General features: G+C 55.3%; 15 protein-coding genes. 9 read left to right on the top strand and 6 right to left on the bottom strand.

The window, feature by feature from the left end; translation table 11 throughout:
* The first annotated feature begins 126 nt into the window (after positions 1 to 126).
* Positions 127 to 540 carry a hypothetical protein gene (locus F3I20_RS05435; RefSeq protein WP_135910551.1) on the top strand — a complete coding sequence of 138 codons (414 nt, stop codon included), beginning with the start codon at positions 127 to 129 and terminating at the stop codon, positions 538 to 540.
* Between the two features lie 19 nt (positions 541 to 559).
* Here F3I20_RS05435 and F3I20_RS05430 read toward each other — a convergent pair whose 3' ends face one another.
* Positions 560 to 1,951 carry a basic amino acid/polyamine antiporter gene (locus tag F3I20_RS05430; RefSeq protein WP_150010209.1) on the bottom strand — a complete coding sequence of 464 codons (1,392 nt, stop codon included), beginning with the start codon at positions 1,949 to 1,951 and terminating at the stop codon, positions 560 to 562.
* A gap of 205 nt (positions 1,952 to 2,156) precedes the next feature.
* Positions 2,157 to 3,110: a DUF1471 family protein YdgH gene (ydgH, locus tag F3I20_RS05425; protein ID WP_150010207.1), complete on the bottom strand. Its 954-nt coding sequence runs from the start codon at positions 3,108 to 3,110 to the stop codon at positions 2,157 to 2,159.
* Between the two features lie 540 nt (positions 3,111 to 3,650).
* On the opposite strand from ydgH, the gene pntA reads away from it, so the two are divergent.
* Entirely contained in the window at positions 3,651 to 5,183 is a 1,533-nt protein-coding gene (gene pntA, locus F3I20_RS05420) for a Re/Si-specific NAD(P)(+) transhydrogenase subunit alpha (RefSeq protein WP_150010205.1), read from the top strand.
* Positions 5,184 to 5,186: 3 nt separating this feature from the next.
* A complete protein-coding gene (gene pntB / locus F3I20_RS05415) occupies positions 5,187 to 6,575 on the top strand; it encodes a Re/Si-specific NAD(P)(+) transhydrogenase subunit beta (protein ID WP_033732759.1) in 1,389 nt (462 codons plus the stop codon).
* 47 nt (positions 6,576 to 6,622) lie between these two features.
* On the opposite strand, the gene uspE is transcribed toward pntB, so the two are convergent.
* Together uspE and fnr are read right to left on the bottom strand one after the other, a co-directional pair.
* Positions 6,623 to 7,579, bottom strand: coding sequence for a universal stress protein UspE (uspE, locus tag F3I20_RS05410; RefSeq protein WP_150010203.1), 957 nt, complete (start codon positions 7,577 to 7,579; stop codon positions 6,623 to 6,625).
* A gap of 117 nt (positions 7,580 to 7,696) precedes the next feature.
* The gene (gene fnr / locus F3I20_RS05405) at positions 7,697 to 8,449 is read right to left on the bottom strand and encodes a fumarate/nitrate reduction transcriptional regulator Fnr (RefSeq protein WP_010244686.1); all 753 of its coding nucleotides are present in this window, start codon (positions 8,447 to 8,449) and stop codon (positions 7,697 to 7,699) included.
* A gap of 317 nt (positions 8,450 to 8,766) precedes the next feature.
* Here fnr and smrA point away from each other — a divergent pair, with 317 nt between their 5' ends.
* A complete protein-coding gene (gene smrA, locus F3I20_RS05400) occupies positions 8,767 to 9,333 on the top strand; it encodes a DNA endonuclease SmrA (protein WP_150037110.1) in 567 nt (188 codons plus the stop codon).
* On the opposite strand, the gene F3I20_RS05395 is transcribed toward smrA, so the two are convergent.
* Positions 9,330 to 10,250, bottom strand: coding sequence for a LysR substrate-binding domain-containing protein (locus tag F3I20_RS05395; protein WP_150010199.1), 921 nt, complete (start codon positions 10,248 to 10,250; stop codon positions 9,330 to 9,332). The two genes, smrA and F3I20_RS05395, sit on opposite strands and share 4 nt — an antisense overlap.
* A 322-nt stretch (positions 10,251 to 10,572) precedes the next feature.
* Between F3I20_RS05395 and F3I20_RS05390 the strand changes: the two genes are divergently transcribed.
* The 4 genes from F3I20_RS05390 to F3I20_RS05375 all read left to right on the top strand — a co-directional run bounded on the left by F3I20_RS05390 (position 10,573) and on the right by F3I20_RS05375 (position 17,152).
* A complete protein-coding gene (locus F3I20_RS05390) occupies positions 10,573 to 11,907 on the top strand; it encodes an MFS transporter (protein ID WP_150010198.1) in 1,335 nt (444 codons plus the stop codon).
* 67 nt (positions 11,908 to 11,974) lie between these two features.
* Positions 11,975 to 13,318, top strand: a complete 1,344-nt coding sequence (gene hglS, locus F3I20_RS05385; RefSeq protein WP_150037111.1) for a 2-oxoadipate dioxygenase/decarboxylase HglS — start codon at positions 11,975 to 11,977, stop codon at positions 13,316 to 13,318.
* 431 nt (positions 13,319 to 13,749) lie between these two features.
* Complete coding sequence (locus tag F3I20_RS05380) at positions 13,750 to 15,270, top strand: carboxylesterase/lipase family protein (protein ID WP_150037112.1); 1,521 nt, start codon at positions 13,750 to 13,752, stop codon at positions 15,268 to 15,270.
* A gap of 217 nt (positions 15,271 to 15,487) precedes the next feature.
* Positions 15,488 to 17,152 (top strand): methyl-accepting chemotaxis protein, encoded by a 1,665-nt coding sequence (locus tag F3I20_RS05375; protein ID WP_150010193.1) that lies wholly within the window; start codon positions 15,488 to 15,490, stop codon positions 17,150 to 17,152.
* Here the strand turns inward: F3I20_RS05375 and F3I20_RS05370 are convergent.
* Positions 17,110 to 17,991 (bottom strand): LysR substrate-binding domain-containing protein, encoded by an 882-nt coding sequence (locus F3I20_RS05370; protein ID WP_150010192.1) that lies wholly within the window; start codon positions 17,989 to 17,991, stop codon positions 17,110 to 17,112. The genes F3I20_RS05375 and F3I20_RS05370 overlap by 43 nt on opposite strands.
* Positions 17,992 to 18,116: 125 nt before the next feature.
* On the opposite strand from F3I20_RS05370, the gene F3I20_RS05365 reads away from it, so the two are divergent.
* On the top strand, positions 18,117 to 19,283 hold the full coding sequence (locus F3I20_RS05365) for a methionine aminotransferase (protein ID WP_150037113.1): 1,167 nt from the start codon (positions 18,117 to 18,119) through the stop codon (positions 19,281 to 19,283).
* Positions 19,284 to 19,302: the final 19 nt, after the last annotated feature.

Here is a 19,302-nt window from a genome sequence, read left to right as displayed (position 1 = left end):
GAGCTCTACGTTATCGCACGAAATATCCGTGGCTTGCTGGTATATAACCGGCAAAATGTGCAATCATTAGCGCGGCCTTTTTGCGCCAGCTTTGGGTTATTGATGATTATCATGAGGAGCGTTAGTGTGTCTGATAAAGAGCTGGCATCAGCCATATACCCTGACCGCATCTGCTTCAATTACAGTGACTTTCTTTCCGCTTCCTGCAAAAAGCGCTGGAGCTTCGTCGATGCTATTTATGGCGTGATGCCGATATTTGGCATGGTGACACGTAAATCGGCACACCGCTTACAGGGCAGTGACGACCCGTTAAAAGAATTAGCATTACAAATCATTTCTACCCAGGTCAGCGACGAAATTAATATCGCGCGCCTGATTACTCTCGCAGAACAACAGCAGATTAGTCGCTTTGATATCCAGCTTCCTTATCCGCTTTCGGCGGAGCAGCTGGATGCCATCCACTATGAATATGCGAAGCCGCTGAATCTCACACAGCAGGATGACCTGCTGTGTGTATCCATTCCAGCACTTTCACACTAAGAGCTCTTTCTGGCAGGCTTTACGTCGTCAGCTCCCACACGGCGGGCAATGTGGCGACAATCAGCAGTCCCATCGCAATCCGCTCCAGCGAGGTCAGCGCAATATTGGCGCGGCCGCCGCGTCGTGCAAACAGAAACAGCAGCAGCCCCGGTGTGTAGAGCACCACTGACATCATCAGGTGTATAGGTCCCGAGGCGTACAACAGCCAGATGCCATACACGCTGGCACCCATACCGATCGCCATCGCCAGCGGCTTATGCTGTCCGCGCACCACTTTGATCAGATATAACCCCACCAGCAGATAGGGCACCAGAATCATCTCCGAGGCGATGGTCAACAGGTTGTTGTAGTCGGCACCAGTCAGGGCAATCAGGATCAGGCAGAGCTGAATACTGCCGTTGGTCAGCCACAGCGAGGCGGCTGGCGCGTTATGGCGGTTCTGCCGGGCGATACTGCGGGGAAAGGCTCCCTGTTGCGCGGCAATCAGCGGCACTTCCGCGGCCATAATCGTCCAGCTCAGATAGGCACCGCACACGGAAACAATCAGACCCACCGCAATTACCGCGTCGCCCCAGTGACCCATCAGTCGGGTCATTAATCCGGCCATTGACGGGTTACGCATCTCAGCCAGTTCAGCACGCGGCACCACGCCCAGCGACAGCAGCGTGACCAGCAGATAGACCAGCAGCGCAGCCAGCACGGCGAATAAGGTTGCACGGCCCACATCCTTTTTCTGGCGTGCACGGGCAGAGACGACCACAGCACCTTCAACCCCGATAAAGACCCACAGAGTAATCAGCATGGTCTGCTTAACCTGCTCCCAGAGTGGTTTTCCCAGTGTGATGCCAGAAAAATCGAAGCGGAAGCGATCATAGTTGAACGCCATCACCGCCAGTAGAATAAACAGCATCAGCGGCACGAGTTTGCCCAGCGTCGCCATCAGATTGATGCTGGCCGCGGTCTGCACGCCGCGCAGTACCAGCCAGTGAACCAGCCACAGCAGCACGGACGCACCCAGCATCGCCTGCCAGGTGTTGCCATCACCAAAAATAATCCGGTCGGGCGTATCGGTGAAGAAGCTCAGGGCAGAGAAGACAATCACCAGATAGGAGACGTTGGCGATCACGGCGCACAGCCAGTAGCCCCAGGCGGAACAGAAGCCCATCAGTTCGCCGAACCCGGCGCGTGCATAGGTAAAGATGCCGCCGTCCAGTTCGGGCTTAAGGCGGGTCAGCAGCAGCATCGCCAGCGACAGAAAGATAATGCCGACACCGGTAATCAGCCATCCCAGCAACAGCGCGGCCGGACCGGCCACTGCGGCCATGTTTTGCGGCAGGCTGAATACGCCTGCGCCCAGCATTGAGCTGAGCACCAGCGCCGTCAGCGCACCGAGACCTAATTTTTTCTCCAAAACAACCTTCCCGCTAGCATATATGGCTGGGTAAATCGGATTTCATCACTGTGTTATCGCAGCGCAGCGGCAAAATACAGAGACAATATCCGGTAAAACAGGGGGGGGATTTTACGGAGAGTGGCAGGGGATGGCAATGCGTGACTATGCAAAACAGCGCAGTAATTATGCAAACAGCAGGGCGGCGGGTGCCGCCCTGAAGGGATTACTTAAACAGGTCAGCCGTAACGGTCAGGTTACCGCCACTCTGGTTCTGCCACTGGCGGGTGACGTGGTAGAACTTCGCACCTTTATCGGCTGCACGCTTCGCCACTTCTTCTGAAATCGCCGTTGGTGTACCGAAGTGCCCGGTGAAGGTGACGGTATCAAACGGCTGCATCTGCGCAGCAGTGATTGCGTTCACTTCCTGCACGGATTTACCGTTTGGAAGATTCACCGTATAGCGCTTACCGGTTGAGCTTTGAGTTTCGAAGAAACGGCCCACTTTATTGCTTGGTGTTTCAGACGAGGCTACGCCTGGAATCTCGACGTTAGCGGCTGCAGCACCACCCGTTGCCAGTGCGGCTTTACCGGCTTCTGAATCGGCAGGAATTGCATTCGGTGTCTGTACCTTGCGTTCTTTAGCATCCGCTTTATAGACATAAGCGGTGACATACTGATTGCCGCCGCTGTTGGCATCGATCTGGCGAACAATAAAGAAGGAGGCCGCGCCTTTCTGTTTTGCCGCTTTTGAAATCGCGTCGTTCACATCCGGCTGGCTGGCAAAGAAGCCGCTGACCGAAACGGTATCGAACGGTTCAAGCTTATACGCTTCGGCTTTAGGCAGTTCGTTTACGCCGTTGAAACGACGGTAAGTCGTGGACTGCACGGCCGCCGGGGCATCGGCTTTATAGAGGTCAGCCGTGACGCGCCAGTTACCGCTATTACCGTTGCTGTCGTTGATCGCCTGGATGTAAAAAGAGGCAGCGCCCATCTGATCTGCACGCTTAGAGACCGCATCGGCTGCGTCGCCAATTGCGTTAAAACGGCCGGTGATATTAATACGTTCGAATGGCTTCAGCGCGGCCGCTTTTTCTGGCGTTAACTCCTGCGCAGCGAATGCATTGGCTGCCAGCAGAGACAACAGAGTGGACGCCAGAATAGTGTTCTTCAGCTTCATAAAAATAATCCTTCGCCTTACGCAAAAATGAGTACGAAAACGTGCTGGACTCTTGATGTATAACAGATTAGCCGCTGATTATTGCATGTTATAAACAGACTGTCGCAGCGATTTTTTGTGTCAGATCGCGTTATCTAACCATGATTTTTTCATTTTTTTGTCATCAAACGCAGTTATGGCGCGTTTTAATGCGGGTTACCACTAAAAGCGATAACTGTTAGCGCTTAAATAGTTAATGCGTTGTTAAATAAAGGTTTTTATTGAGGGTTAATTCGGCCGGGCACAATTTTTTCTGGCAGAATATCTGCCTGCAGGGCTGTTTCGCAGTGGGATAACGCAGCTTTTTTAGCAGAATCCTGAATAATCATGTGAATGTCACTACTCTGCTTAGCCGCTCTGGATCGCTCGTCACATTTTCAGTAGGTTATAAACACTTTGAAATAGATGCATTCCGACTATAAGTAGCTGAAACGCTGTTTCATCTGCAATGTCGTCATGCAGATTCGGGCCCATCATCCTCAACCGATGAAAGGAAACACTATGTTAATTGGAATTCCCAAGGAAAGGTTGCCAAACGAGTCGCGCGTGGCTGCCACGCCAAAGACCGTGGAACAACTCATTAAGCTGGGTTTCAGCGTCACCCTGGAGCATGACGCCGGTCAGCGCGCCAGCTTTGATGATGAAAGCTACAGAACTGCAGGTGCCACACTCTGCAGTCAGGAACAGGTCTGGCAGTCCGATATCGTGCTGAAGGTGAATGCACCGGATGATGATGAGATTGCGCTCACCCGTGCGGGCAGCACGCTGGTCAGCTTTATCTGGCCTGCACAGAATCCTGACCTGCTTTCAAAGCTGGCTGCGCGTCAGGTCACGGTTATGGCAATGGACTCGGTGCCGCGTATTTCGCGTGCGCAGTCGCTGGATGCCCTGAGCTCCATGGCGAACATTGCCGGTTATCGCGCTATCGTCGAAGCCGCCCATGAATTTGGTCGCTTCTTTACCGGTCAAATCACGGCAGCCGGTAAAGTGCCACCGGCCAAAGTCATGGTGATTGGGGCCGGTGTGGCGGGGCTGGCTGCGATTGGTGCAGCGGGCAGCCTGGGCGCGATTGTCCGGGCCTTTGATACCCGTCCTGAAGTTAAAGAGCAGGTGCAGAGTATGGGTGCCGAATTCCTTGAACTCGATTTTGAAGAGGAAGCGGGCAGTGGCGATGGCTACGCTAAAGTCATGTCTGAAGCGTTCATCAAGGCAGAGATGGCGCTGTTTGCCAGTCAGGCCAGAGAAGTAGACATCATTGTCACCACGGCGCTGATCCCCGGTAAACCGGCACCGAAACTGATCACCGAAGAGATGATCGCCAGCATGAAGCCTGGTAGCGTAATTGTTGATCTGGCGGCGCAGACCGGCGGCAACTGTGCGCTGACCGTCGCTGATCAGGTGACCATAACGCCTAACGGTGTGAAAATCATCGGCTATACCGATCTTCCCAGCCGTCTCGCGACACAATCTTCCCAGCTTTACGGCACCAACCTGGTCAATCTGATTAAGCTGCTGTGTAAAGAGAAAAATGGCGAAATCCAGGTCGATTTCGACGATGTAGTGGTGCGGGGCGTGACTGTCGTGCGCGAGGGTGAAGTCACCTGGCCGGCACCGCCGATTCAGGTCTCTGCTGCGCCACAGAATAAACCGGCAGCCCAGCAACCCGCAGAGAAGGCTGAAGCAAAGCCTGTGTCTCCGTGGCGCAACACCCTGCTGATTGCACTGGCTATCGTGCTGTTTGGCTGCCTGGCCAACGTAGCGCCAGCTGAGTTTCTCTCCCACTTTACCGTGTTTGCGCTCGCCTGTGTGGTGGGTTATTACGTGGTCTGGAACGTCAGTCACGCGCTGCATACGCCGCTGATGTCCGTTACCAACGCCATCTCCGGCATCATTGTCATCGGTGCGGTACTGCAGATGGGCCATGGTGGCTGGGTCACCTTTATCTCCTTTATTGCCGTGCTGATTGCCAGCATCAATATCTTTGGTGGCTTTACCGTCACCCAGCGCATGCTGAAAATGTTTCGTAAGGGGTAACACATGTCTGGCGGATTAGTCACTGCAGCCTATATTGTGGCTGCAATTCTGTTCATCTGTAGCCTCGCGGGTCTCTCGCGTCACGAGACCTCAAAGCGCGGGAATATTTTTGGCATCAGCGGCATGGCGATTGCACTGGTTGCCACCATCTTTGGCCCGGACAGCGGCAACGTTGTCTGGATCCTGCTGGCGATGGTCATTGGCGGCGCTATAGGGATTCGTCTGGCGAAGAAAGTCGAAATGACAGAAATGCCGGAGCTGGTCGCGATTCTGCACAGTTTTGTCGGCCTGGCCGCGGTACTGGTCGGTATCAACAGCTATATTGACCACGCGCCTGGCCTGCCCGCTGTGATGGAGAATATCCATCTGAGCGAAGTGTTTATCGGTATCTTTATCGGTGCTGTCACCTTTACCGGCTCGCTGGTAGCGTTTGGCAAGCTGTGCGGCAAAATCTCTTCAAAACCGCTGGCGTTACCGCATCGTCACAAGCTGAATCTGCTGGCGCTGGTCGTCTCGTTCCTGCTGCTGTTGTGGTTTGTTAACACCAGCAGCACGGGTGCTCAGGTATTTGCACTGCTCCTGATGACAGTGATTGCGCTGGCGTTTGGCTGGCATCTGGTTGCCTCTATCGGCGGCGCGGACATGCCCGTCGTGGTGTCCATGCTGAACTCCTATTCAGGCTGGGCTGCGGCCGCAGCGGGTTTCATGCTGAGCAACGATCTGCTGATTGTAACCGGTGCGCTGGTGGGTTCGTCGGGTGCAATTCTCTCCTACATCATGTGCAAAGCGATGAACCGTTCGTTCATCAGCGTGATCGCGGGTGGATTTGGGACTGAAGTCAGCAGCGGCGATGAAAGTCAGGAAGCGGGCGAGCATCGTGAGATCACAGCTGAAGAAACCGCAGAGATGCTCAAGGCATCCAGCTCGGTGATTATCACCCCAGGCTACGGTATGGCAGTGGCGCAGGCGCAGTACCCGGTCGCAGAAATTACTGCCCGACTGCGTGCACTCGGCATCAACGTGCGCTTCGGCATCCATCCGGTGGCGGGGCGCTTACCAGGTCACATGAACGTGCTGCTGGCCGAGGCCAAAGTTCCTTATGACGTGGTGCTGGAGATGGATGAGATCAACGACGATTTCAGCGACACCGACACGGTGCTGGTCATCGGTGCCAATGACACGGTTAACCCGGCGGCGCAGGATGACCCCCGCAGTCCGATTGCCGGCATGCCGGTACTGGAAGTGTGGAAAGCGCACAACGTCGTGGTGTTTAAACGCTCAATGAACACCGGTTATGCCGGGGTGCAGAATCCGCTGTTCTTCAAAGAGAATAGCCAAATGCTGTTTGGCGATGCCAAAGCCAGCGTGGAAGCCATTCTCAAAGCGCTGTAATAAAAAAAGGGCGGCTAATCAGCCGCCCGTCTTCAATCAGGGGAGAATTAATCCTCCTCATCCTCTTCATCATCCAGATCAATCGGCGATTTGAAATCGTCAGGCTTGAGCGCCAGCAGGTCGCAGCGCAGATGATCAATCACCTGTTCCGCCGTATTACCCAGGAAGGCTGCCGACAGGCCGGTGCGTCCTATGGTACCTAACACCACCACACCAGCACCGAGATGCGACGCCAGATCCGGGATGACTTCTTCCGGCAGGCCTTTAGCCACATGCGTAAACTCTTCACCAATCGAGAACTTCTGCCGCAGCGCTTTCATCGCCACCAGATGCTGACCACGAATAGCATCGTTATAGACGCTGGGATCAAAGTCGGGCAATTCGATAGCGATGTTGATAGGGGTAATCGGATAAGCGCCGACCAGGTGCACCTCGGTCTGATTCACTTTTTCTGCCAGTTTGACCGTTTCACGAATCAGCTTCTGATTCAGGCCATCGTGATGTGGCTCTTCACTGGCAAGATTGACCGCGACAATGGCTTTACCGCCTTCCGGCCACGGCTGATCTTTGACCATCCAGACCGGGCACGGGCATTTACGCAGCAGATGCCAGTCGGTTGGGGTGAAGATCACGGATTCAAGCCGGTCATGCTGATGCGCCATCTTCAGCACCAGGTCATGCTGATGGGCAAGCACTTCCTGAATGATGGCCTCAAAAGGGCGGTTGTGCCAGATCACTTTGATGTCAATTTCGACACCGGCATCCAGATAAGCCCGGGCCTGCTCACGGATCCATTCAGTGCGCTGGCTGATGACGCCCTGGCGCATTGATGCGCGTTCGTCAGGCGAAAGCAGGGTGGTCATCTCGTATGAGAAATCATAGATAGGCAGGAAAGCTTTGATCCTTCCGCCAATGCGTTGATTCAGATAGACCGCACGTCGCAGCGCGGGCTGATCGTCTTGCTGGGCATCAATGGCGACCAGAATATTTTGGTACTGGGACATGAGGCGTTCTCCTTAAACCAGAGCGACTGGAATAAAGATAGCCTATGTTGCACAGCGGAAGAAGGGAAAAAGTTACTGCCGGATCAACAAAATAAGATTTATTGATCCGGCTGCGGATCAGGCGGCCTGATGGCTCTGACCGGCTAACTCTTCCAGCAGGGCGTGGTTTTCAATAGTGATGTATTTTCCTTTCACCGCCAGCATGCCGGACTTCTGGAAACGACCCAACAGGCGGCTGATGGTTTCAACCGTCAGGCCCAGATAATTACCAATGTCACCACGTGTCATGGTGAGGCGGAATTCACGCTGTGAAAAACCGCGCTGGCCGAAGCGACGGGAAAGGTTCCAGATAAACGCCGCCAGGCGCTCTTCGGCATTCTTCTTCGACAGCAGCAGGATCATATCCTGATCGCCTTTGATTTCACCGCTCATCAGACGCATCATCTGCTGACGCAGGGCAGGCATTTTTCCTGACAGATCATCCAGCGTTTCGAACGGGATTTCACAGACCATTGCAGTTTCCAGCGCCTGTGCAAAGCTGGGATGGCTGGAACCCATGATGGCATCAAAGCCGACCAGATCCCCCGCCAGGTGGAAACCGGTGATTTGCTCATCGCCCTGCTCGGTAATGGTGTAACTTTTGATTGTGCCGGAACGAATGGCATACAGAGATTTCAGTTCGTCGCCTGCTTTGAAAAGAGTTTGCCCTTTCTGAATCGGTTTTTTACGCTCAATGATATTGTCGAGCTGATCCAGCTCATGTTCATTTAACGTGAAGGGGATGCAGAGCTGACTGATGCTGCAATCCTGGCAGTGAATGGCACAACCGCCCGACTGAATACGACGAATGCTGCGTTTTTCAGGGATCATAATGGTTTGCTCGACGATTATTGACTGGGGTCAATTTTAACATTTTTTGTGCTGAAAGGAACTCATCCGAGCAGTTTTACACCCACAAACATCATGGGTGAAGCACACATCGACAAACGCAGATGTGACGGGCTTCTCAGAATGCCATTATCGTTGACTGTCACGAAAAGTTTCCGCTTTTGTGATCTTTCACCCACATTTTCATTAGCGGCAACATGGGTGAAAGCGGGGGAGTCCGGTGATTGCAGCTTTTGCTACGCTAACTGTTTAGGCCTGTTTTATAGGTTCCATCAATTTTAATCAGGTGTGAGAAAACCATGAACCTTGATGACAACGATCTCTTTCGGGATGCCATGGGCGATGTCACGCCGTTAAAAGACACAACCACAACCTTATGGCTTAAGTCGCCCTCAACTAAAGCGCCTCGTAAACCACCAGGCGATACGGAGCAGGAGAATTTCCTGACACGAGGTTATCTGGAGATTGTCCCGCTTGACACACCGCTGGAGTATAAAGCCGACGGCATACAGCAGGGTATTCTGGATAAACTGCGTCGGGGTGAGTACAAACTGGATGCCAGTCTCAACCTGTTGCGGCAACCGGTGGAGACCTGCCGTCAGGCGCTGTTTAACTTTATGTTGCAGGCGCAAAAGCAGGACTTACGGAATCTGCTCATCATTCATGGCAAGGGCCGTGATGACGAATCACATGCCAATATTGTGCGTAGCTATCTGGCACGCTGGTTACAGCAGTTTGATGACGTACAGACTTTTTGCGTAGCCCAGACCCGCCATGGCGGAGCCGGGGCGCTCTATGTGGGACTGCGGAAAACCGATAAGGCGCGCCTTGAAAACCGCGAACGGCATGCGAAACGCAGCCGCTAGCTGTGAAACTTACGAATGGTGGACATTAACACCTCAGCACTCAGGCTCAGCTCTGCGCCAGTACGGGTAATGATGCCCACCGGTTCGCCTGGCCCGGAGGAGTTAATTGGCAGCGCACAGACCGCGTTATGGCTGAGGTCTTCTTTAATCGCGCCGGACGGCACAAACCAGATGTAGTCGTAGCGGAGCGCCAGCTGGCGCGCCAGTGAAGTCGACGACGTTTCAATGCAATGGGGGGGCAGCGTGCAGCCCTGTTCGTCAAGCATCTGCTGCGCAATCCGGCGCGGTGCGGTGCCTTCCGGGGAGATCACAACCGGCCACTGCATCGCCCTCGATAGAGTGACGTTGTCACTCAGCAATGGGTGCTCGGGTCTGACCACGAGCTTCAGTGACTCCAGAAACAGCAGTTCATAGGTCAGCCCTGTCATCATGTCGCTGTCCGCCATCCGGCCAATGCCAATGTCAAACTCGCCGCCGCGTAATCCCGCCAGTAACACATTGTTATGCAGCGTCGCCACCTGGATAGTGGTGTTAGGCTGTAGCTGATGAAAACGATCAAGGATGCGGGGCAGCATGCCCATCGCAGCGGTGGTCAGTGCGCCAAGCCGGATAATCACCGGTGCATCGCCCGGCTGCTCATTAAAGCTCTGTCCGGCGTGGTTCAGCGCATCAAGTACCCGCACCGCATGCGTCAGAAACTGTTCTCCCATCGTAGTGAGCTGGGCACCCAGGCGACCCCGCTCAAAGAGACGAACGCCCGTCAGCTCTTCCAGTTCATTCAGGGTTTTGGACAAAGCAGGCTGACTCAGGTTCAGCGTCTCCGCTGCCCGGCCCAGTGTGCCTTGTTGCGCGACCGCAACAAAGGTATGAAGATGGCGCAAGCGAATGCGCTGATTGAAAAGGATATTTTTTTCCATACCCTAAACTTAATGAGAATGACCGCTTACAGGCAACTGTTTAAAATGAATTTTGTTAACTTTGCTGCAAATTTATTTTAACAAACAAGGCAGAATGGCAACTTTATCCGTTAACTCATTGATTAAGAAGCACTCATTTCAGATTGGCACTCACCCGGTAGTTACCAAGAGTACGCGATATCAAGAGGTTAACGCTTTAAATTTGAATAATTCTCACTATCATATAAAAATCTGACCGCTTAAGGTTAACGATGGGCTATCATAAGCGCCGTTTTTTTTACTTAATCTGATGCCAGATTGCGCTATTGCCAGGGAGTGTTCATTGACCAGCATCGGGGCGGTAGATGTCCGCCAGCTTATCAACCAGCAGGGCCTGAGCCACTGGCAAAAACGGCTCATTGCGCTCTGTTTTATTGTGGTGGCACTCGATGGCATGGACATTGCGATCATGGGATTTATTGCGCCAACACTTAAAGCTGCATGGGGCGTTACCAATCATCAGCTCGGCGTTGTCATCAGCGCAGCATTGATCGGGCTGGCGCTGGGTGCCATGGTGGCAGGGCCTCTGGCTGACCGCTATGGCCGACGTATGATGATTATCCTCAGCGTTTTCTTTTTTGGTCTCTGGACACTGGCAACAGCGCTGTCTCAGAACATCGAGCAGATGATGCTATTCCGCTTCCTGACCGGTCTGGGACTAGGTGCGGCAATGCCCAACGTCGGCACGCTGGTGGCGGAATATGCGCCTGAGCGGAGACGGGCCTTCATTATTACTGTCGTGTTCTGCGGATTTACCTTCGGTGCCGCCAGCGGCGGATTTGCTGCCTCCTGGCTGTTACCGCGTTATAACTGGCACTCGGTGTTGCTGCTGGGTGGCATTCTGCCGCTGCTGGTGTTGCCATTCCTGATCCGCGGCCTGCCGGAATCGGTGCGTTTTCTTATCAGTCGTGGCGCACCCGCTGCCCGCATTCACGCCATTCTTGAACGGATGATGCCGGGCAAAACCGCGCCCGATTGCGCATTTCACGCGCCTGAAGCAACATTGCCGGCAGGCGGCGCGATTAGCACCGTCCTGTCGCGCCGCTATTTGTTTGGCAGCACAATGCTGTGGGGTGGCTATTTCATGGGGCTGTTCATGGTTTACCTGATTGGCAGCTGGCTGCCGTCTCTGGTGAATACCCTGGGCATGTCAGTTACCGAAGCGGCTGTTATCACTGCCATGTATCAGGCTGGCGGAACCCTGGGTTCACTCTTTGCGGGCTGGATGATGGATCGCTTCAACGCCAATCTGGCGCTGGCGGTCATCTACGGCTGCGGCGGACTGTTTATTGTGGCACTTGGCTTTTCGCCCGCCGAAGTAGGGATGATGAGCGCGATCGCCTTCTGCAGTGGCTTCTGTTTCAACGGTGCCAACACCGGGATGAATGCATTATCTGCCAGCTACTATCCTACACACGCACGCGCCACCGGCTCCAGCTGGATGCATGGTGTGGGTCGCATCGGCGCAATCCTGAGCGCCTTCGTTGGTGCAGAGATGTTGTCACTCGGCTGGTCTTTCAGCGTTATTTTTCTGCTGCTGGCGATACCGGCTGTGATCACCACCCTGATGCTGCTGTTAAAAAATCGCTATGGCTTTAAGCCGATCACAGATTCGTGATTTTTTCCACTGAGGCCAGCGCGTTGCATTACATTAGCAGCAACGCTCATGGTGTCAGGTGGATAAGATGGACAAGTTTATCAGCGCGGATCTCATCCGCACCCGTTTCTCTCAGGCGATGTCAGCGATGTATCAGCAGGAGGTGCCGCAGTATGGCACGCTGATGCAACTGGTCGCCACCGTCAACGAGCGCACGCTGGAAGCCGATATCGCGCTGAAAGATCGTCTCACGGCCGCCGATGAAATTGACCGACTCAGCCTTGAGCGGCACGGCGCAATCCGCGTCGGCACGGCAGACGAATTAGCCACGCTGCGGCAGCTTTTTGCGGTGATGGGAATGTACCCGGTGGGCTATTACGATCTCTCTCAGGCGGGTGTGCCGGTCCACTCCACAGCGTTCCGGCCGGTCACCAATACGGCGCTGCGGCGCAATCCTTTCCGGGTCTTTACGTCACTGTTGCGTCCTGAACTGATTGACGATTCCGCGTTGCGTGAAAAGGCGGCGGAGATTCTGGCCGCACGCGACATTTTCACCGCCCGTTGCCGGGCGCTGCTGCAATTGCATGAGCAGCAGGGCGGATTAACCGATGATCAGGCCACCGAATTTGTTACCGAAGCACTTGAAACCTTCCGCTGGCACGCCCACAGCAGCGTGGACAGTCAGACCTATCAGGCGCTGAACCAGCAGCATCGATTGATCGCAGATGTCGTCTGCTTTCCCGGCTGCCACATCAACCACCTGACCCCGCGCACGCTCGATATCGACCGCGTCCAGCAACTGATGCCGTCGCGTGGAATCGATCCGAAAATCCTGATTGAGGGACCACCGCGTCGTCAGGTGCCGATCCTGCTGCGTCAGACCAGCTTCAAAGCGCTGGAAGAGCCGATCATCTTTAAGGACGGGTATCAGGGCACCCACACAGCGCGCTTCGGTGAAATTGAGCAGCGCGGCGCGGCGCTGACGCCTGCAGGTCGTGCGCTCTACGATCGCTTGCTCAGCGAGGCGGGCAGCGGTCAGGACAATCAGCAGCACCAGCAACATCTGGCGGCCATTTTCCGGGACTTCCCCGACGATGAAACCACACTACGCCAGCAGGGGCTGGCCTGGTTCCACTATCGCCTGAGTGAAAAGGGCGTCGCGACGCCGCCGGATCAGGGGGAAGCGCTGGAGGATCTGATCAGGGAGGGGCGTGTGCTGGCAGACCCGATCGTCTATGAAGATTTTCTGCCCGTCAGCGCGGCGGGAATTTTTCAGTCCAACCTCGGCGATCGGGCGCAGGTCCGTTTGGCGGGACAGGCGAGCCGGGAGGCGTTTGAAGCAGCGCTGGGCTCTGCGGTGCTGGATGAGATGGCATTGTACGAAGAACGACAGCAGCGCTCGCTGGCGCAGTGCGGAATACAGACGGCCTGATTCACTCTCCGGGCAACAACCCGGTTGCCCGCAACCCTTTTATTAAGTCGGTTTTGCCAACGCTTATGGTCCTGAAGCTGTGCAATAAGGAAGAATATCCTTGCTTCTGAACAGAAAAAGGACGCTTTACCTGCCAGCGCAGGTTTCGCGACGTGAGTATCTTAATCATTTAACAATCTGACTGCTTCACGCTCGCAGAACTGACCCGGTTCACGGCTGGATATCGCTCAGCGACGCACTGGCACGCCATTTATCGCGGGCAAAAGGATAAACATTGTTTAAGCCTGGCTACAACTGGCGCTCTGAACCTGTTGACGAGCATGTTCATGCTCACCTTTGACGTTTCGGCATATTCTGCAAATCCCCTCTGTACCTGGACAATGGTGGCGGGCCTGCAAATAATGGAGGAACGTCTGAACAGGGAAACAGGAATGAAAAACGAAACAGGTCTGAGGATCATGACGGCCGAGGGGGAGTTGCGTGGATGCATGGACGATGACCTTTTCGTATTCAAAGGTATACCTTATGCGGCGGCTCCGGTTGGCGCGCTGCGCTGGCGTCCGCCACAGCCCATCACGCCCTGGCATCAGATGCGCGATGCCAGCGCATTTGGGCCTTCCGGATGGCAAAATCGCACATACTGTCAGGCGGTGGGCGGTGGCGATCCCGGTGAGTTTAGTGAAGATTGCCTCTATCTGAATGTCTGGACGCCCGATGTTGCGCCGTCAAAGCCGCTGCCGGTAATGGTGTGGCTGCATGGTGGAGGATTCACCATCGGTGGTGGCGGGCTGGCACCGTATAACGGCAAGCCGCTGGCTTCACGTGGTGCAGTGGTGGTCACGCTGAACTACCGGCTGGGTCACCTCGGTTTCTTCTCCCATCCTTCACTGGATGCTGAATACCCTGCTGCGGGTACGGTAACCAATTTTGGCCTGCTCGATCAGATTGCCGCACTGCAGTGGGTGCAGCGCAACATTCCAGCCTTTGGCGGCGACCGCCGCAATGTGACACTTTTCGGAGAATCCTCTGGCGCGCGCAGCGTGCTCTCGCTTTGCTGTTCGCCGCTGGCAGAAGGGCTGTTCCATAAAGGGATCGTGCAAAGTGCCTATAGCCTGCCGGATATGCCGCTGAAAAAAGCGCGTCAGCAGGGCGTGGCAGTGGCGCGCCATTTCGGCCTGCCGCCCGATGCCAGCGCACATGACCTGCGCGCACTGCCCGCCAATGCCTTCTGGCCGCTGGAGGGGCAACTGGCGATCCCGCCGGTGCCGATTGCCGGTGATGCCGTTCTGCCCGAGCCGATGCTGAAAACCTTCATGGCTGGCAAACAGCACCGTCTGCCGCTGATGGCGGGCAGTAACAGCGATGAAGCCAGCGTGCTGGAATATTTTGGCGTGGATGCCACCGCGGTATTGCATCAGTTGCGCAATAAAAACCGGCTCACCTATCGGACGCTGAAATGGATGTATGACATCCATGATGATCAGCTGCTGGGACGTGCCGTGGCGCGTGATATGGCTTTCAGCCTTGTGCCTTGGCTGGTGATGCGCGCGCAGCACAATGCCGGCATGCCGGGCTGGCGCTACTGGTTCGATTATGTTTCTGAGCACGCTCGCGACCTCTATCCTCATGGCACCTGGCACGGCAATGAAGTGCCTTATGTCCTTAACACCCTGAGTCAGATGCCGGATCCCAATGAAGCGCGGCCATTCAGTGAAGCCGATCGCGCTTTTGCGGCCCGTGTCAGCGAATACTGGTTTACTTTCGCCCGTGACGCCACGGAATATAAGCATCAGCTTGAAGGCGAGGTTGTCTGGCCAGCCTGGCATCCCGGAAATGACGTGACAATGTCACTTGGAAATGAGCGTAAAAACGGACTTGTTTTGAAGCGAAACTTTATGCGCGCCCGTATGCGTCTTTTCAGGCTGTTGATGACGCGCATGGTCCGGCTATAGGCCGGAGGTGATAGTTAATCTGCTAACCATTAAACTGCGCGAATGGAATTTTTCTGCGTTATAAAGCGTAATTTATTGAAATTATTTATCTTTCAAAAAATTCACGCATGAGGACGCTGTAAAAAATCAGGTAACAAAACAGTTACATTTTCACTATCTCATGCCGATAAATCTCCTATGCCCGACGCTTGCGGGTCAACGTGTATAGGATTTTGGTATGGGAATGCTCAAAAATTTTACCATTCGCGCAGTGATGCTCACTATTCTGGGCCTGTTTTGTTTACTGTGGAGCGGCGTCGGGCTGTACAGCATCCACTCGCTTGGCGCGCTCAGCGAAGGCAACAATGTTGACCGTCATCTGGTTGAGCAAATGACGGTGCTGAGCAAAGGCAACGATCAATATTTTCGTGTTATCACGCGCCTTTCCCGCGTAATGGAAAGCAAAGCAGCAGGTAAAACGCTGACTGATGAGGCCTATGCCCCTGTGCAGCAGGCGCTGGACAGCATGACTCAGCAACTGGCGCGCTTTAAACAGCTTGCACCCGGTCCGATGAATCCGGAAGTCGTCGACGGCGTAATTCAGAGCTGGCAAAAGTTGCTGGATGAGGGCGTGACGCCACAACTGCAACTGGCCCGCCAGGCCTCACAGGATGCGTATCGCCAGCAGGCAAACAATGTCACCCCGCCGCTCAGTCGTGCCTTTGGTGTCAGCGCAGAGAAGTTTAACCAGGGCGCAGCCGAAAAACTGGACAAAACCCGGGTTGAAGTTGATCACCTCACCGCGATGACCAAGACGATTATTACCATCACGGTAATTATTGGCCTGCTGATTCTGCTGTTTACAGACCGCTATCTGGTGGCGATGCTGGTTCGTCCGCTGGAAAGTATTCGTACCCACTTCGCGGTGATCGCGACAGGCGATCTCAGCCAGCCGGTAGCGGATTTCGGTCGCAACTGTGTCGGTAAACTGGTGCCGCTGCTGAGCGCTATGCAGGATAGTCTGCGGGAAGCGGTCAGCGCCATTCGCAGCGGCACCGAGAACATCTCGCGCGGTGCTGCAGAGATTTCTGCCGGTAACAATGACCTCTCTTCACGTACCGAAGAGCAGGCCGCTGCGCTGGAACAGACTGCGGCCAGCATGGAGCAGTTGACGGCCACGGTGAAATTCAATGCCGATAACGCTCGTCAGGCCAGTCTGCTGGCAGAAACCGCCACCACCACGGCACAACGTGGCGGTCAGCTGGTGAGTGAAGTGGTCAGCACGATGGATGGCATCTCCGGCAGCTCGAAGAAGATTGCTGAGATTACCAACGTGATTAACGGCATTGCCTTCCAGACCAACATCCTGGCGCTGAACGCCGCGGTCGAAGCGGCACGTGCCGGCGAACAGGGACGTGGTTTTGCGGTCGTGGCATCTGAAGTGCGTAACCTGGCGCAGCGCAGCGCCAACGCCGCCAAAGAGATTGCGACACTGATTGAAGACTCGGTGCAGCGTGTAGGAAAAGGCGCGGAGCTGGTCAGCACGACGGGCGGCACCATGAATAACATTCTGAAATCGGTGCAGGATGTGGATGCGATCATGAAACAGATCGCTTCTGCATCGGAAGAGCAGAGCAAGGGCATTTCTCAGGTGGGCACCGCGGTTACCGAGATGGACAGCGTGACGCAGCAGAACGCCTCACTGGTCGAGGAAGTCTCCGCCGCCGCGAGTGCGCTGGCGCTGCAGACGGAAGCGCTACAGGCCTCTGTGTCGAAATTCCGCCTTTCCAGCAACCGTCCGGCTTCACCTGCCGTCAGCAATAAACCGGCTGCCCCAAAAGCGCCTGCGCAGAGTGCACCTCAGGCGAAACCTGCTGATAATGGCGACTGGGTGACGTTCTGATCCCTGCAGAGCCACGCCACCAGTTCCGTCAGGGACGGTGGCGCATCCTGCGCGGGCCGTTGCAGTAAACTGTATACGGCTCCGGTTTTGACCTCGCCAGGGAACGGCTTAATCAGCCTGCCGCTGGCGATATCACTCTCCACCAGATTGCTGTCGGCAATCGCCACGCCATACCCCTGAATTGCTGCACTAATCGCTAAGTCCATCGTGGCAAAATGCTGGTTTCGCTTCATGCTGAGCGTTACCTGCTGCGCCTGTAACCAGCACTGCCAGTCACGCGTGTCTGACGTGGGATGCAAAAAGGTCATTGCGGCCAGTGCTGCCATCGTGTCCGGGCAGGGCTGATCAGCGGCCATCACCGGCGTCAGTGACTCGCTGAACAGACAGATGCCATCAGGATGCGGCTTGCCATAGACAATCGCCGCATCAAAGTTTTCAAGCTGCGCCGCATGATCCAGGGTGGTGGTCAGGGCCACATGCAGTTCAGGGCGGTGAAGCTCCAGCGCCATCAGCCGCGGCACCAGCCAGCGCATGGCACAGGTCGGCGCTTTCAGGCGAAGGCTGACCTGACTGCGACGGACCTTTTCGCTGGCCTGAACCATCAGCTCAAAGCCCTGGCTGAGTTCAGGCAGCAGCGCGGCACCCTGCGGGGTCAGCCGCAGCCCGCGCGCATGGCGGTCAAACAGCGTCACGCCCAGCCACTGCTCCAGCGCGGCGATCTTACGACTGACCGCGCCCTGTGTCAGGCAGAGCTCGCGGGCAGCATGGGTCAGGTTGAGATGACGGGCCGTCACCAGAAAGGCGTGAATGGCATTAAGCGGCAGCGATGAGCGTGACACGGTGGACCTCAGCTATGCAATTTTGTCATGGCTATTATGACGACATTTCGCTTGCCGACTCAAGCCGCAGCCCGTTGAATAACGATTTATCGCATCTGACCAGTTATGCACCTGACGGAGAAAATATGTCCCTGAAAACGCCTGTCGCTATTCACTCAAAATTGCCGGACGTCGGCACCACTATTTTTAGCGTGATTGGCCAGCTTTCGGCACAGCATCAGGCGATTAACCTGTCACAGGGCGCACCCAATTTCCCCTGCGATCCGGCCCTGATCGACACAGTCAGCCGTGCAATGGAGACGGGGCATAATCAGTATGCCGCCATGATGGGTCTGCCTGCCTTGCGTGAAGCGCTCGCCAGTAAAACAGAGGCGCTCTATGGCCAGAAATATGATGTCGCCAGTGAAGTGCTGATCACCGGCAGCGCCAGCCAGGGACTCTATATGGCGATTACCGCGCTGGTTCATCAGGGCGATGAGGTGATCTTCTTTGAACCGGCGTTTGACAGCTATGCGCCGGTGGTACGGTTACAGGGCGGTACGCCGATAGGCCTGAAGCTCCAGGTGCCATCATTTGCTATCGACTGGGATGAGCTGCGGGCCGCCATCACGCCGCGCACCCGGATGATCATTATTAATACGCCGCACAACCCCAGCGCGCAGGTGCTGACCCGTGACGATCTCAACCAGCTGGCAGCGTTGATCCGCAACACCGATATCGTGGTGCTATCCGATGAGGTTTATGAACATATTCTGTTTGATGGTCGCCCGCACTGCGGCATGGCGACGCATCCGGAGCTGGCCGCACGCAGCGTTATCGTCTCCTCGTTTGGCAAAACCTTCCACGTCACCGGCTGGCGGGTCGGCTACTGTCTGGCACCGGCAGAACTGATGACCGAGCTGGTGAAAGTGCATCAGTTTATGATGTACGCCGCCGATACGCCGATGCAGGTTGGGTTTGCGCACTATCTGCAGACGCCAGAGAACTACCTGTCACTTAACGCTTTCTATCAGCAGAAGCGCGATCGGCTGATCGCGCTGATGGATAACTCCCCATTCCGGCTGCTGCCGAGCGCCGGTTCGTTCTTTATGCTCGCCAGCTACGGACATTTCAGTGACGAACCAGACAGTGAAATGGTAAAACGTCTTATCGTCGATCACGGTGTGGCAACCATACCGCTGTCGGCGTTTTATATGGATGGCACAGACAACAAACTGATTCGTCTCTCTTTTGCGAAGGACGAGGCGACACTAGAGGCTGGCGCGGCTGCGCTATGTGCTTTTTCTCACTGAATCACGCGAGCGTGATTCA

This window comes from Candidatus Pantoea gossypiicola, assembly GCF_008632075.1.
GTDB classification, from domain to species: domain Bacteria; phylum Pseudomonadota; class Gammaproteobacteria; order Enterobacterales; family Enterobacteriaceae; genus Pantoea; species Pantoea gossypiicola.
The sequence above is the reverse complement of the archived record's forward strand: the minus strand, read 5'-3'. Positions and strand labels throughout refer to the sequence as shown.

Coding starts and splice junctions, on each gene's coding strand:
- hglS (WP_150037111.1), top strand. CDS start 11,975: ATGGACAAGTTTATCAGCGCGGATCTCATCCGCACCCGTTTCTCTCAG.
- smrA (WP_150037110.1), top strand. CDS start 8,767: ATGAACCTTGATGACAACGATCTCTTTCGGGATGCCATGGGCGATGTC.
- F3I20_RS05375 (WP_150010193.1), top strand. CDS start 15,488: ATGGGAATGCTCAAAAATTTTACCATTCGCGCAGTGATGCTCACTATT.
- pntA (WP_150010205.1), top strand. CDS start 3,651: ATGTTAATTGGAATTCCCAAGGAAAGGTTGCCAAACGAGTCGCGCGTG.
- F3I20_RS05380 (WP_150037112.1), top strand. CDS start 13,750: ATGAAAAACGAAACAGGTCTGAGGATCATGACGGCCGAGGGGGAGTTG.
- fnr (WP_010244686.1), bottom strand. CDS start 8,449: ATGATCCCTGAAAAACGCAGCATTCGTCGTATTCAGTCGGGCGGTTGT.
- F3I20_RS05395 (WP_150010199.1), bottom strand. CDS start 10,250: ATGGAAAAAAATATCCTTTTCAATCAGCGCATTCGCTTGCGCCATCTT.
- uspE (WP_150010203.1), bottom strand. CDS start 7,579: ATGTCCCAGTACCAAAATATTCTGGTCGCCATTGATGCCCAGCAAGAC.
- F3I20_RS05365 (WP_150037113.1), top strand. CDS start 18,117: ATGTCCCTGAAAACGCCTGTCGCTATTCACTCAAAATTGCCGGACGTC.
- pntB (WP_033732759.1), top strand. CDS start 5,187: ATGTCTGGCGGATTAGTCACTGCAGCCTATATTGTGGCTGCAATTCTG.
- ydgH (WP_150010207.1), bottom strand. CDS start 3,110: ATGAAGCTGAAGAACACTATTCTGGCGTCCACTCTGTTGTCTCTGCTG.